The sequence below is a fragment of the Oerskovia sp. PE-21s genome (genome assembly GCF_056158145.1).
Genome location: NZ_JBUXJM010000001.1, coordinates 98,602 through 112,874, shown reverse-complemented (window position 1 = coordinate 112,874; position 14,273 = coordinate 98,602). Strand labels below are relative to the sequence as shown.

Sequence of the window (14,273 nt, the reverse complement as noted above, 5' to 3'; positions counted from 1 at the left end):
TCCCGGGCCGGCCCGGACCGGGCTGCGGGCCCCCGGCCCGGCGCCTCAGCCGATCAGGTCGAGCGCGAGGTCGAGGATCGGCGCCGAGTGCGTGAGCGCCCCCACCGACAGGTAGTCCACCCCGGTCCCTGCGACCTCGCGCGCACGGTCGAGGGTCAGGTTGCCCGTCGCCTCGAGCTCGATCTTCGCCGGGCCGCCCGGGGCACCCTCCCGCTCGCGCACGAGCCGGACCGTCTCGGCCAGCACCGGGGTCGGCATGTTGTCGAGCAGGAGGAAGTCCGCGCCCGCGTCGAGGGCTTCCAGGGCCTGGTCGGTCGTGTCGGCCTCGACCTGGATCAGGACGTCGGGGAACATCGCGCGCACGGCGTCGATCGCGCCGCTCACCGACCCGGCGGCGACGACGTGGTTGTCCTTGACCATGGCCACGTCGTACAGCCCCATGCGCTTGTTCGTGCCGCCGCCCGCACGGACCGCGTACTTCTCCAGGGCGCGCAGGCCCGGGGTGGTCTTGCGGGTGTCGAGGACCTGCGCGCCCGTGCCGTCGAGCTCGCGTGCCCAGGCCCTCGTCGCGGTCGCGACGCCGCTCGCACGGCTCGCGAGGTTGAGAAGGGTGCGCTCGGCCGTCAGGAGCACCTGGACGGGGCCCGTGAGGGCCGCGAGGACGCGCCCGCGGGTCACGGCGTCACCGTCCTGCGCGGTGAACGTCACGGTCACGGGCGGCAGCCCGAAGCGCTCGGCCACCTGCCGGGTCACCTCCTCGACGACGACGAGACCCGCCACGACGCCGTCGGCGCGTGCCACGAGGTGGGCCGTCCCCGTGCCCGACGGCGCCACGGTGGCCTGGGTGGTCACGTCCCGACCGGGCGTGGGGCCGAGGTCCTCGTCGAGGGCGCGCGTGACGATGTCGGCGACCCACCGAGGGTCGAGACCGGTCTCGATGAGAGAGGGAGAGTTCACGGCGCTCACGCTACCGCCCGCCGAGGGTGACCGTGCTGGCGGCCGACGGTGACGGGGGCGAGCGCCTCAGACGACCCGCAGCTCGCCGTCGGCCCCCAGCGTGATCTCGATCCGCCGCGCCCACGCGGGCTCGACCTCGGGGAAGTCCGTGCGGAAGTGGCCACCGCGGCTCTCCTCGCGCAGGAGCGCGGCCTCGGTGAGCACCGTGGCGACCTGGTGCACGTTGGTCGTCTCCCACTCCGCGGTCTGCGGGGCCGCGACCACGTCCGTGGACCGGTGCGCGTCGGTGCGTACCGCCGCGAGCTTGTCGGCAGCGACCCGCAGGCCTTCGCCGCTGCGGATCACGCCCGGTCCGGCCGACGAGACCGACTGCACCCGGGACCGTGCGGCAGCCGGCACGAGGGCCGCCTCGCCGTCGCGCTCGACGGGTGTCCCGAGCGGGAGCTCGCCCGCAGCAACCCGAGCCGTGATCTCCTGCGCGGCCCGGTACGCGAAGACCAGCCCCTCCAGGAGCGAGTTCGACGCGAGCCGGTTCGCCCCGTGCACGCCCGTGCACGCGACCTCCCCCACGGCGTACAGGCCGTCGAGCGTCGAGCGGCCGTGCAGGTCGGTCACGACGCCACCCGAGTGGTAGTGCTGGGCGGGCGCGACGGGGACCGGCTCCTCGGTGAGGTCGATCCCCTGGTCGAGCAGCCGGTGGGTGATGGTCGGGAAGCGCTTGCGCAGGAACTCGGCGCCGAGGTGGCGGGCGTCGAGCAGCACGTGGTCCGAGCCGGTCGCGGCCATCTGCCGCACGATCGCGTGCGCGACGACGTCGCGCGGTGCGAGCTCGGCCATGGGGTGGACCGCGGGCATGAAGCGGTGACCGTCGGTGTCGAGGAGGATCGCGCCCTCACCGCGCAGCGCCTCGGAGATGAGCGGGAGCTGCCCCTTGGCACCCAGGCCGAGCCACAGCACGGTGGGGTGGAACTGGACGAACTCGACGTCCCCGAGCGTCGCCCCGGCACGCAGCGCGGCGGCCATGCCGTCGCCCGTGGCCTGGGGCGGGTTGGTCGAGGACCGGAAGACCTGCCCGATCCCGCCCGTCGCGAGGACGACCGCCCGACCGAGGACGGCTCCGACGCCGTCTCGCGACCCTTGGCCGCGCACGTGCAGCGTCACGCCGCAGGCCCGCGGACCGCCGGGCTCGTCGGGGGACGTGGTGAGCACGTCGAGCACGAGCGCGTTCTCGATGACCTCGATACCGGGGTCGGCGAGGACGGCCTCGAGCTGGGCGACGAGCGCCCGGGAGATCTCGGCGCCCGTGGCGTCGCCGCCCGCGTGCGCGATGCGGTCGGCGTGGTGCCCGCCCTCGCGCGTCAGGGCGATGTCGCCGCCGGGGGCCAGGTCGAAGTTCGCGCCGCGCGAGACGAGCTCTCGCACCCGCTCCGGTCCCTCGGTCACGAGGACCTCGACCGCGGCCGGGTCGCACAGCCCCCCGCCTGCGGCGAGCGTGTCCTCGAGGTGCGCGGCCGGGGAGTCGGAGGGGTCGAGCGCCGCGGCGATGCCGCCCTGCGCCCAGACCGTGGACCCGGACGACAGCTCGCCCTTGGTCACGAGCAGGACGCGCGGCACCTGGGTGCGCAGCTCGAGCGCGGCTGTCAGGCCGGCGATGCCGGAGCCGACGACGATCGCGTCGACCGTGGTCGTCCAGCCGGGGGCCGGGGCGGCGAGGCGTCGGGCCAGGCGGCGGGGCGCGCGCGAGCCGCTGCCTGCCTCGACAGGAGCGGTGCCGGGGGCCGCGGCGGGCGCCCCGTCGGTGGAGACGTGCGTCCCCGCGGCCTGGGTCATTCGGCCGTGGCGGACTGGAACGGTGCGATGGGCAGGCCGCTCGGCTCGAGGTCGTAGCCTTCGGGGACGAGTCCGGGCTCCTCGCTGACCTCGACGATGCGGTTGTCCCCGTCGACGAACACGACGTTCGGCAGGAAGTGGCGCGCCTCGTGGTCGGCGATCATGCCGTAGGCGATGAGGATCACGGTGTCGCCGGGGTGCACGAGGTGCGCGGCGGCACCGTTGATGCAGACTTTGCCCGAGCCGCGCTCGCCGGGGATCGCGTAGGTCGTCAGGCGTGAGCCGTTGGTGACGTCGACGATGTCGACCTGCTGGCCGGAGATGATGTCGGCGGCCTCGAGGAGGTCCACGTCCACGGTCACAGACCCGACGTAGTGGAGGTCCGCCTGCGTCACGGTGGCGCGGTGGATCTTCCCGATCATCATGGGTCGTTGCAAGGAAGCGGGGCGGCGCGTGCCGGCCTGCGGTCCCGTCTGGGTCACTGCGTGCCTCCTGGGCGGGCCGTGCTCGCGGCGGGGTCTGCCACGTCCACGGCCAGGTTGTCGATCAGTCGGGTGGTGCCCACGCGTGCCGCCACGAGCAGCAGCGCCGGTCCCACGTACTCCGGTTCCAGGTCGTCCACGGTAGTCGGGTCGACCAGTGCGAGGTAATCGACCACAACGCCGGGGTGCTCGTTGAGCATTCCCGAGGCCACCTCGATGGCCGCTGCGGCCCCCTGTCCGGCCGCGGCGGCGGCCGCCCCGGCGCGCAGCGCGCGGCTCAGCGTCAGCGCGTCGGACCGCTCGGTCTCGGAGAGGTAGGCGTTGCGCGAGGACAGCGCGAGACCGTCGTCGTCGCGCACGATCGGGACGCCGACGACCTCGACGTCGACGTTCAGGTCGGCGACCATGCGGCGGATCGCGAGGAGCTGCTGCGCGTCCTTCTCGCCGTAGAACGCGACGTCGGGCCTGGTGAGGTGCAAGAGCTTGAGCACGACGGTCAGGACGCCGTCGAAGTGGCCGGGCCGGAACGCACCTTCGAGCACGGTGCCGATGCGTCCGGACGTGACGCGCACGATCGGCTCGCCGCCGGGGTACATCTCCTCGACCGACGGGGCGAACACGAGGTCCACGGCCGACCGCCCCGGCACGGGCTCGGGGAGCCCTGCGAGGAGTGCCAGGTCGGCGTCGAGGTCGCGCGGGTACCGGTCGAGGTCCTCGCCCGGCCCGAACTGCAGGGGGTTCACGAACACGGTCACGACGACCTGCCCCGTGGGGCCGACGCGCTCGCGCGCCGCACGCACGAGCTGCAGGTGGCCGTCGTGGAGCGCGCCCATGGTCATGACGACGGCGCGGGTCGCCGCGGCGGGGGCGGCCAGGGACGCGCGCAGCGCGTCGCGTGTGCGCACGACGCGCGGGAGCGCACCGGTGGGGGGCGTGGGCACGGACATCACTGACCTTCCTCGAGGACGTCGAGCAGCTCCTGGGCCTGGCGGGCGTCGATGCGCCCGGCGGCCAGGGCACGGCTGGTGGCTCCGCGGCTGAGCTCGCGGTACGACGCGGGGACGTCGGTCGCGGCGACGCGCGGGGCGGTCTCGTGCGCCGAGGTCACGGCCAGGGCCTGCAGCACCTCGAGGTGCTCCGCGACGGTCCCGACGTCCCCGCGCGACACGGGGCCCGTCAGGGCCGAGATCGCTCCGGGACCGCCGCCGTCCCCGGCGTCGGCGGACCGGGTCGCCCCGTCCAGCGCCACCGAGAGCAGCGGGGCCAGCACGCGCCCCGGCTGCTCGACGCCCGCTGCCTCGAGGGCCTGCGCCGCCTGGGCGACGAGCACCACGAGGTGGTTCGCGCCGTGCGCGAGGGCCGCGTGGTAGAGCCCGCGGGCCTCTTCCTCGACGATGACCGGTTCGCCCCCGAGCTCGACGACGAGCGCCTGCCCGATGGGCTGGACGGGCCCCGGCGCGGTGACCGCGAAGGTCGTGCCCACGAGGCGTGACAGGTCGAGCGACGTGCCGGAGAACGTCATGGCGGGGTGGATCGCGAGCGGGATCGCCCCCTGGGCGCGCGCCGGGTCGAGCACGCCCGCGCCGTAGCGGCCCGAGGTGTGCACGACGATCTGCCCGCCCTGCCACGCCCCGATCTCGGCGAGACCCGAGACCAGGCCCGGGAGGGCGTCGTCGGGCACGGCGAGCAGGACCAGCTCCGAACGCCGCACGACCTCCTCGACCTCGAGCACGGGGATGCCGGGCAGGAGCGTCTCGATCCGCTCGCGCGACGCCTCGGAGATACCGCTCGCGCCGACGACCGCGTGGCCCGTGGCGCGCAGCGCGCTGCCGAGGACGGCGCCGACGCGGCCCGCGCCGACCACGCCCACGCCCAGGCGCCCCGGGCGCCGGCGTCCGTCACTCACGTGCGTCCTCGATCCTCTGGTCGGCAGCCGTCCCGGCGGACGAGGTCTCCACGTACGGCGCGATCTGCGCGTCGTCGTCCTCGATCGTCTCGACGACGGCCGCCACCTCGTCCCGCCGCATCCACAGCTCGGGCCCGGCGTGCGCGCGGGCCTCGCGGGCCCGGCGCGCCTGCTCGTCCATGAGCGCGCCCGCGACGTGCTGGTCGAGGTGCGGCACGGTCGGCGTGACGGGGCCGGGGACCGAGTGCGCGGCGAACGTCGCGACGCCCAGGCGCCGCTGCCACGGGCCCTGCTGGACGCCGAGCGACTGCGTGCGCTCGTGCGGCACGATCTCGACACGGCGCACGAGGCGTCCGCGCCGCAGGACCAGCGCACGACCCGTGACCGTGAAGCCGTTGCGGCGCCACGCGATCGGGTCGAGGATGCGGGCGCGTCGCGGTGCCGTCGTGAAGTGGTTCCCCGCGTCGATCCCGGACAGCGCCTCGTCGAGCAGCGCGCGAGGGTCGTCCGTGCCGAGGTCCGGCAGCACGAGCCACACCGCGCCCAGGGCCTCGTCGCGCGTCCCCACGGGCAGCAGGACGCTGTTGTTGGTCGTGCCGTCCGCGCTCAGGCCGTAGCCCGCGACGTTGACCTCGACGCGCCACCAGTCCGCGCTGCGCCACAGGAGCCCCTGCGTGAGCCGGATGGCCTGGACGCGGCCCGGTGGGATGGTCTGCGAACGCGTCTCGAGCAGGCCGTGGCGCAGCCGGATGCCGTCGGGCGAGATCGCGCTGCGGAAGTTGAACTCGCGCGTGAACCGGCCGAACAGGTAGCCGCCGACGCCCAGGACCAGCGGCAGGGCCGTGAACAGCGTGCCGATCTCGCGGGTGCCGACCGCGACGCCGACGAGGCCGAGCACCGCGAGGACCAGGACGATCGTCGCGGCCGTGCGGATCAACGACCAGACGAGGCGGCCCGGGGGGACCTCCATGACGGGCTGCTCGGGTGCCTCGGGCGCGTCCAGGGCGACGTGCCCGACGACGGCGCCCCCGTCTCCCGGCACCTCGCCGGCAGGGGCCTCGCCCGGGCCCGCCGGTGCACCGACAGGTCCGGCACCCGCGACGGCCGCGCGAGCAGGGGCACCGCCCACGCGCAGGCCCGCCGCGCGTGCCAGGAGCTCGGCACGCAGGTGGTTGGCGTCGTCGAGCTTGAGGAAGCCCAGCTTGATGCCCGAGTCCGAGCCGCCCGCGACCTCGAGCTTGAGCTCGGCCAGCCCGAACAGGCGGGCGACGAGCGGCTGGACGATGTCCACGGCCTGGAGCCGGTCGAGCCGCGCCTTGCGCTGCTGACGGAACAGGACCCCCGTGTGGAGGCGGACCGACTCGTCGTCGATCGCGTACGTCGTCATGCGCCAGGCGAGCGCGGAGTAGCCGAGGCCGATGAGACCGACGACGACGATCCCGCCCAGGATCTGCCACCAGCCGTTCCCGGCCAGCATGTTCTGCCCCGCGGGCAGGCCGTCGAGGGTCTGGTTGCCGACGATCACGAGAAGGACCGCGATGACGGACCAGCCCCGGACCACAGGGGTCACGGGGTGGACGCGGTGCCAGATGAGGTCTGTCGGTGGAGCGTCGGGCTGCGTGGTGCTCTCGCTCATAGCCCGGCCAACCGTGCCTCTCCGCGCGACGCGAGACGGTCGCGCAGGCGCTCGGCCTCGGCGGGCTCCAGGCCGTCGATCGACGCGTCCGTCGCGGGCGACGCCGTGTGGAGCTGGACCTGGGCGATGCGGAACTTGCGGGCGAGCGGGCCCGCCTGCACGTCCACGTACTGCATGCGGCCGTACGGCACGACGACGAGCGAACGGAACATCACGCCCTTGCGGATCAGCAGGTCGTCGTCGCGCTCGGCGTAGCCGATGGCCCGGACCTGGCGCGGCACCACCACGACGCACCAGATCCCGATCACGAGCACGACGGCAGGGACGATCCACAACCAGACCAGGCTGAACACGAGCGCGAACACCGCCCCGAGCACGAACGGCACGAGCAGGAAGATGCCCACCGTGAGCAGCCGCGCGGTGATCAGCCGACTCGAGACGCCCTGCCACTGCACGCCCGGAGGGTCGAAGGGGCCGCTGGGGTCCGTGGGGACCTGGTCCGGTGCGGGGGCCAGGTCGAAGGCGTGGTCCGTCATGTCCCCATCTTCCCATCAGGGCACGGCCTTGCGCGTCCGCCGGAAGACCGACCTGCGTCAGGCCGTGGCTCCGGCCTCGGGATCGGCCTCGCCGCCGGCGCGCGACCGTCCGCCGTTCGCGGGATCGGTGTCCTCGGGCGGGACCTGGCAGAACTTCTCCACCACGAGCCCGACCACGGCGAGCACCACGGCGCACAGCGCCGCGACCCCCGCCGCGATCGCACGGTCGCGCCGGGCCTCGATCGCGAGGTCGCCCAGCACCGCGACGACCTGCGCGAGGTACCAGCCCGCGAGCAGCGACCCGGTGAGGGCCGCCGCCTTGGCGAGCACGAGCGTGCGCGCCGCCCGCAGGGGATCCAGCGAGGGGCGCCGACCCTTGAGGTAGGACCGCACGGCCCAGCCTGCCCAGAAGACGGCTCCGGCGAGCGCGACCAGGGCCGCGTCCACGATCCACGGCACGTGCGGCAGGTACGTACCCCGACGCTCCAGGCCGACGACGACGAGCCACCCCACCAGGGTCGTGGTGACCGTGACGAGCAGGAGGGTCGTGACCCTGGTGCGCTGCATCAGCTCGACGGGCCGCGCAGGTCGGCCGGGAACGACATGGGCACCCCCGTGATGGGGGGCTGGGCCGACGGCCCGCCCTGCTGCTCGACGGCCGGCGCGGTCTGCTGCGGCTCGAACGGGTTCGCGGGCGCCTGGTGCACGGGGTGGAACTGCGGGATCACCGGTTCCTCGGGCGCGACCTGCGCGTGGCCGGCCGGCGTCGGTGGCACCTGGGCCCGCTGCTCGGTCGCCGACGCGGCCTGCGAGACGTCCGCCCACAACGGCGGGACCTGGGCGTGCGGAGGTTCCTGCCCGTCCTGCGGGTGCACGGGGTGGAACGCCGGGACGAAGGGTCCGGGCTGCTCCACGGCGCGCTCGGGCGAGCCCTGCTGAGCCGGTGCGGCCTGCGCCCCCACAGCCTGGGAAGGTGTCTGGGCTGGCGTCTGGGCCGACGGCTGGCCGGGGGCGGAGGGCGCGGTCGGCTGGTCCTGGACGAACGGCGGCGCGGCCGTGACGGGTGCGTGTCCGACCGGGTCGAGCTGCTCCTGCGGGGTCGCGGTGAGCTCTCCCCCGGGGCGTGCCGGGGTCGTGGGCGCCGTGGTCGGCTCGGGAGCCGCCACCTCGACCGACGGGGGCACCGGCTCAGGCTCCGCCTGGACCTGTCGAGCGGGCCCGGCGGTCGCGGGAGCCTCGTCGACGGGGGCCGCGGCCGGAGCCGCCTCGGGCTCGGCGTCGGTCAGCCAGTCGAGCGCGAGCCAGCGGATGCCGCCACGGTCGGGCGCCGTCGCCGCCAGGGCGGCGACGGGACCGCCACCCAGGCCGGGCAGCACGGCGTCCGGCGCGATCTGCGCCCACGGCTCCAGGACGAAGGCACGCTCGTGCGCCCGCGGATGAGGCAGCTCGAGGTCCTCGGTGAACTCGGTGACCGTGCCGAAGACGACCAGGTCCACGTCGAGGGTGCGCGGGCCGTTGCGCTCGGCACGGACCCGCCCGTGGGCGTTCTCCACGGCCTGGACGGCGCGCAGGAGCGCACGCGGCGCGAGCGTGGTCCGGGCCAGCAGGATCGCGTTGAGGTAGTCCGGCTGCTCGGGGCCACCGACCGCCGCGGTCCGCGCGAGCGGCGAGACGTCGGTGATCTCGAGCCCGGAGATCCGGTCGAGGTCCGTCACGGCGTCACGCAACGTCTGCTGGGCGTCGCCCAGGTTGGCGCCGAGCGCGAGCACGACGGGGACGAAGCCCGCAGGGGCTTCGTCGAGCCGATCGGTCGCGACGGCCGGCACCGGCACCGCCTCAGGCACGACCGGCGCCTCGGCGGCAGTCTGCTCGACCGGAGCCTCGGCGTCCTCGGGAGCGGGACGGACGGGCAACGGGACGGGGGCGGCGACCGGCTCGTGCTCGGGGAGTGCCGGTGCCACGGGCCCCGTCTCGACGCTCGAGGCCTCGGCAGCGAAGGGGGCCGTCGAGGGGGCCTCGACCACGGGCCCGGGCACCGCAGGGCTCTCGGCCGGGGTCTGCGCGGCGACCGGCAGCACCGCCTCGTCGGCGGGGACGTGCTCGGCGGGCGAGGGCTCGACGGGCGAGGGCTCGGCGGCGACCTGGTACGCCACGGGGGCGACGTCGTCGGGCAGGACGTGCCCGCCGGACACGTCCGGTCCGTCAGCCGCAGTGGTCTCGGGTGCCACGGGGACCTCGCGCACCGCGAGCACGGCCGGGTCGGTCGACCCGTCCGGCACGGCGGGCTGGGCTGCGGGGGCCTCGGCGGGGTCCGGGACCTCCGACGGCGCCGCAGCCGCCTCGCGGAAGGGCTCGGCCGCGACGGGCGTCGGTTCGGCGCCGACCTCGGTGGCCGACCGGTCGGGCTGAGGAACCGGCTCGTGCTCGGCGGCGGGCTCGAAGGTCTCGGCAGGGGCGCTCAGGGCGTCCTGGGGGGCGCTGTAGAACGAGTCGAGGGCGTCGACGAATTCCTGGTCGGACACCCCGCCCGCGTGCGGAGCGTCGGCGGCGGTCGGACCGAGGTCCTCGGCCGTGTCCGCGAAGACGCCCTGGTCGGGCGATCGGTCCGGCGCGGGTGCGGGAGCCACCGGCGGGATCGACGGCGGCATGACGACGTGCTGGTCCTGCGGGGCGGCCGGCTCCGTGACCGCGACGTTCCCGAGCACGGCCGGGGTGATCGACCCGACCGGGATGGGCACGACGCGCGGGGCCTCGTCGGTCACGACGGGCACCTTGACGCGGTCGCGACGGACGACGACCTGGACGTCGTCGAAGGGCACGGTGATGGGCGCCTGCGGCTTGTGGACCGCGACGTCGACTGCGACGACGGCCGGGTGGCGCAGCGCGACCGCCGCGACGCGCTCGGCGACCGTCTCGATGAGGTCGGCGGGCGAGCCCGCGAGCACCGCGACGACGTCCTCCGCGACGACCGCGTAGCTCACGGTGTCCGCGAGGTCGTCACCGGCCGCGGCCGGACGCGTGTCGAGGTGCAGCACCACGTCCGCGCGGAAGAGCTGACCCTCGCGCCGTTCGTGCTCGAACACCCCGTGGTGGCCCGTCGCACTGAGCCCCGTGAGCCGGATCTGGTCGAACGGGCGCCCGTCGGTCCCCTGCACCGCCCCTGCGAACGCTGTGCTCACGTCGTACTCCTGTCGTCGCTGTCGTTCGTTCCGTGGTCGTCCGTGCTCTGCCCCGTCTGCCCCACGCTGGCATCCTCCCCCGTCCGACCGGCCCGAGTCCATGCGGCGGCGACCCGTACCGCGTCGGCCGAGGCTCGGACGGCGTGCACGCGCACGCACCAGGCTCCCTCCGCCGCGGCGAGAGCCGTGATCGCGGCGGTCGCCGCGTCACGCTCGAGCGGCGGGGCGGGCGTGCCGTCCTGACCGGCGAGCAGGTGCCCGAGGAAGCGCTTGCGCGACGCCCCCACGAGCACCGGGAAACCGAGCCCGCGCAGCGTGCCCAGGTGCGTCAGGAGGGGCCAGTTCGTGGAGCCCGCCTTGGAGAAGCCCAGCCCGGGGTCCAGGACGATCCGGTCGTCGCGCACGCCTGCGGCACGCAGGGCCTCGACGCGCGCGGCCAGCTCGTCCCGCACGTCGGCCACGACGTCGTCGTACACCTCGAGGTCGTCCATGACGTCCGCGTGACCGCGCCAGTGCATGGCGACGAAGACCGCCCCGGTCCGGGCGGCTACCGCGGCCATCTCCGGGTCCGCGAGGCCCCCCGAGACGTCGTTGATGATCTGCGCCCCCGCCGCGACCGCCTGCTCGGCGACCGTGGCCCGCGTCGTGTCGACGCTCACCACGGCACCGCGGTCCGCGAGGGCCGAGATCACGGGCAGGACGCGCGCGAGCTCCTCCTCGACGGGCACGCGTCCGGCCCCCGGTCGCGTGGACTCGCCCCCGACGTCGAGGACGTCCGCGCCCTCGGCCAGGAGCTCGAGGCCGTGCTCGATCGCCGCGCGCGGCTCGAACCACTCGCCACCGTCGGAGAAGGAGTCGGGCGTGACGTTGACGACTCCCATGACGAGCGTCCGGCCGATCCCGTCGAAGGGCAGGCCGGGGAGCGCGCCGTCGTGCTGTGTGTACCGCACTGCTGCGTGCCTACCGTCCCAGGATCAGGCTCATGGCCTCGGCGCGCGTGGCGCCGTCGCGCATCTGTCCGCGCACCGCCGACGTCACCGTCCGCGAGCCCGGCTTGCGGACGCCCCGCATGGACATGCACAGGTGCTCGCACTCGACGACGACGATCGCGCCGCGCGGCTCGAGGTGCTCGACCAGGGCGTCGGCGATCTGCGTCGTGAGCCGCTCCTGGACCTGGGGGCGGCGCGCGTACACGTCGACCAGCCGGGCGAGCTTGGACAGGCCCGTGATGCGGCCGTCGGCGTTGGGGATGTACCCCACGTGCGCGACGCCGTGGAACGGCACGAGGTGGTGCTCGCACGTCGAGTAGACCTCGATGTCCTTGACCAGCACCATCTCCTCGTGACCGAGGTCGAACATGGTGGTCAGGACGTCGCCCGGTTCCTGGCGCAGGCCCGCGAAGATCTCGCGGTACGCGCGGGCGACGCGGGCGGGGGTCTCCTGGAGCCCCTCGCGGTCCGGGTCCTCCCCCACGGCGAGGAGGAGCTCACGCACCGCGGCGCGCGCCCGCTCCTCGTCGTACGCGGGGACGTCGGCAGCGGCGCGCAGGCCCTGCTCGGCCCGTGCGGTCACGTCAGACCTGCCCGTCGTCGACCACGCGGTCCGCAGGGACCTCGCCGATGCGCTCGGGCGGGAGCTCGTCGCTCGCGGCGGCGGCCTCGTCCTGCGGGACGACGATGGGCTCGCCCAACGGGTCCTTGGGCATGGTGGCCTTCTCTGCGTCGGTCAGCACGGGAGGACGGTGCGAGACGGCGCGCTGCTCGCTCGAGAGCCAGACCTCGCGGGGGTCGCGCTTGACGACCGGGGCGAAGATCTGCGCGAGCTCGGCCTGGTTCAGGGTCTCCTTCTCGAGGAGCTCCAGGACCAGGTGGTCGAGCACGTCGCGGTACTGGACGAGCACCTCCCACGCCTCGTCGTGCGCGGCCTCGACGAAGCGGCGCACCTCGTGGTCCACGGTGCCCGCGACCGACTCGGAGTAGTCGCGCGTGTGGCCCATGTCGCGCCCCATGAAGGGCTCGCCAGAGCCCGTGCCGAGCTTGATCGCCCCCACGCGCTCGCTCATGCCGTACTCGGTGACCATCTTCTTGGCGATCGCGGTCGCCTTCTCGATGTCGTTCGAGGCTCCCGTGGTCGGGTCGTGGAACACGAGCTCCTCGGCGACACGACCACCCATGGCGTAGGCGAGCTGGTCGAGCAGCTCGTTGCGCGTCGTGGAGTACTTGTCCTCGAGCGGCATGACCATGGTGTAGCCCAGGGCACGTCCGCGCGGCAGGATCGTCACCTTGGTGACGGGGTCCGTGTAGCGCATCGCCGCGGCGACCAGGGCGTGGCCGCCCTCGTGGTACGCCGTGATCTTCTGCTCCTTGACGTTCATCACGCGGGTCCGCTTCTGCGGCCCGGCGATGACGCGGTCGATGGCCTCGTCGAGGGCCCGGTCGTCGATGAGCTGGGCGCCCGAGCGCGCGGTGAGCAGCGCGGCCTCGTTCAGGACGTTCGCGAGGTCCGCACCCGTGAAGCCGGGGGTCCGGCGCGCGACAGCGGCCAGGTCGATCTCGGGGACGATCGGCTTGCCCTGCGCGTGCACCGCGAGGATCGCCTCGCGGCCCTTGAGGTCGGGGGCCTCGACCGCGATCTGCCGGTCGAAGCGGCCCGGACGCAGGAGCGCGGGGTCCAGGATGTCGGGACGGTTCGTCGCCGCGATGAGGATGACGTTGGTCTTGACGTCGAACCCGTCCATCTCGACGAGGAGCTGGTTCAGGGTCTGCTCGCGCTCGTCGTGCCCGCCGCCCATGCCGGCACCACGGTGACGGCCCACCGCGTCGATCTCGTCGACGAAGATGATGGCCGGAGAGTTCTCCTTGGCCTGCTGGAACAGGTCACGCACGCGGCTCGCGCCGACGCCGACGAACATCTCGACGAAGTCCGAGCCGGAGATCGTGTAGAAGGGCACGCCCGCCTCGCCCGCGACGGCGCGGGCCAGGAGCGTCTTGCCGGTGCCGGGAGGTCCGTACAGCAGCACGCCCTTGGGGATCTTGGCGCCCACGGCCTGGAACTTGTCGGGCTCGGCGAGGAACTCCTTGATCTCGTGGAGCTCCTCGACGGCCTCGTCCGCCCCGGCGACGTCGGCGAACGTCACCTGCGGGGTGTCCTTGGACGCGAGCTTCGCCTTGGACTTGCCGAAGCCCATGACCTTGGAGCCGCCGCCCTGCATGCGGGACAGCAGGAACCAGAAGACGAGGCCGATGATGAGGAACGGCAGGATGAGCGAGAGCGCCGACGCGAGGAACGAGGGACGCGCGATCTCGGAGTTGTAGCCCTTCGGGGGGTCCGCCTCCGTGACGGCGTTCACGACGGCCTCGCCCTGGGGCTGGACGTAGAAGAACTCCACGCTCTTGCCCTGGGACTTGCCGTCGACCTCGTAGTCCTCCTTGAGGGTCAGCTGGACCCGCTGGTCGCCGTCGACGATGAGGGCCTGCTCGACCTTGCCGTCCTGGAGGAGCTCGAGCCCCGTCGAGGTGTCGACACGGTGGACGCTGGGCCCGGACAGCGCCATGAAGGCGATCCCGAGGATCGCCAGGCCCACGACGATCCAGATGATCGGTCCGCTGAGAATCTTCTTGATGTTCATCGGCGACGGGGACGATTCCCCGTATCCCTCCACTCGCGCAATGGTTCCGCCAGTGAAGTTACACGCACAACCTGGCAGTTGGCTGGTCTGTTCGCCCAGGGCGTTGCTTCGACGAGCGA

Annotated in this window: 12 protein-coding genes; all 12 read right to left on the bottom strand. The window is 74.1% G+C overall.

What is annotated here, in order from left to right; translation table 11 throughout:
- Positions 1-45: 45 nt before the first annotated feature.
- The 12 genes from nadC to ftsH all read right to left on the bottom strand — a co-directional run bounded on the left by nadC (position 46) and on the right by ftsH (position 14,154).
- On the bottom strand, positions 46-957 hold the full coding sequence (nadC, locus tag ACZDYF_RS00490; RefSeq protein WP_475051648.1) for a carboxylating nicotinate-nucleotide diphosphorylase: 912 nt from the start codon (positions 955-957) through the stop codon (positions 46-48).
- Positions 958-1,023: 66 nt separating this feature from the next.
- On the bottom strand, positions 1,024-2,787 hold the full coding sequence (locus ACZDYF_RS00485; protein ID WP_475051646.1) for an L-aspartate oxidase: 1,764 nt from the start codon (positions 2,785-2,787) through the stop codon (positions 1,024-1,026).
- On the bottom strand, positions 2,784-3,212 hold the full coding sequence (gene panD, locus ACZDYF_RS00480) for an aspartate 1-decarboxylase (protein ID WP_239526437.1): 429 nt from the start codon (positions 3,210-3,212) through the stop codon (positions 2,784-2,786). Before panD ends, ACZDYF_RS00485 begins: the two co-directional genes overlap by 4 nt.
- A gap of 53 nt (positions 3,213-3,265) precedes the next feature.
- Positions 3,266-4,216, bottom strand: coding sequence for a pantoate--beta-alanine ligase (gene panC, locus ACZDYF_RS00475; RefSeq protein ID WP_475051640.1), 951 nt, complete (start codon positions 4,214-4,216; stop codon positions 3,266-3,268).
- The gene (locus ACZDYF_RS00470) at positions 4,216-5,175 is read right to left on the bottom strand and encodes a Rossmann-like and DUF2520 domain-containing protein (protein WP_475051636.1); all 960 of its coding nucleotides are present in this window, start codon (positions 5,173-5,175) and stop codon (positions 4,216-4,218) included. The genes panC and ACZDYF_RS00470 overlap by 1 nt, the downstream gene beginning before the upstream one ends.
- Complete coding sequence (locus tag ACZDYF_RS00465) at positions 5,168-6,811, bottom strand: PH domain-containing protein (RefSeq protein WP_475051628.1); 1,644 nt, start codon at positions 6,809-6,811, stop codon at positions 5,168-5,170. Before ACZDYF_RS00465 ends, ACZDYF_RS00470 begins: the two co-directional genes overlap by 8 nt.
- Complete coding sequence (locus ACZDYF_RS00460; RefSeq protein WP_475051622.1) at positions 6,808-7,347, bottom strand: PH domain-containing protein; 540 nt, start codon at positions 7,345-7,347, stop codon at positions 6,808-6,810. The genes ACZDYF_RS00465 and ACZDYF_RS00460 overlap by 4 nt, the downstream gene beginning before the upstream one ends.
- A gap of 57 nt (positions 7,348-7,404) precedes the next feature.
- Positions 7,405-7,914, bottom strand: a complete 510-nt coding sequence (locus tag ACZDYF_RS00455; RefSeq protein ID WP_191789571.1) for a DUF3180 domain-containing protein — start codon at positions 7,912-7,914, stop codon at positions 7,405-7,407.
- On the bottom strand, positions 7,914-10,526 hold the full coding sequence (folK, locus tag ACZDYF_RS00450) for a 2-amino-4-hydroxy-6-hydroxymethyldihydropteridine diphosphokinase (protein ID WP_475051611.1): 2,613 nt from the start codon (positions 10,524-10,526) through the stop codon (positions 7,914-7,916). The genes ACZDYF_RS00455 and folK overlap by 1 nt, the downstream gene beginning before the upstream one ends.
- Positions 10,523-11,407 carry a dihydropteroate synthase gene (gene folP / locus ACZDYF_RS00445; RefSeq protein ID WP_475053140.1) on the bottom strand — a complete coding sequence of 295 codons (885 nt, stop codon included), beginning with the start codon at positions 11,405-11,407 and terminating at the stop codon, positions 10,523-10,525. Before folP ends, folK begins: the two co-directional genes overlap by 4 nt.
- Before the next feature lie 79 nt (positions 11,408-11,486).
- Positions 11,487-12,098, bottom strand: coding sequence for a GTP cyclohydrolase I FolE (gene folE / locus ACZDYF_RS00440; protein ID WP_425564139.1), 612 nt, complete (start codon positions 12,096-12,098; stop codon positions 11,487-11,489).
- Between the two features lies 1 nt (position 12,099).
- Positions 12,100-14,154, bottom strand: a complete 2,055-nt coding sequence (ftsH, locus tag ACZDYF_RS00435) for an ATP-dependent zinc metalloprotease FtsH (protein WP_191789572.1) — start codon at positions 14,152-14,154, stop codon at positions 12,100-12,102.
- Positions 14,155-14,273: the final 119 nt, after the last annotated feature.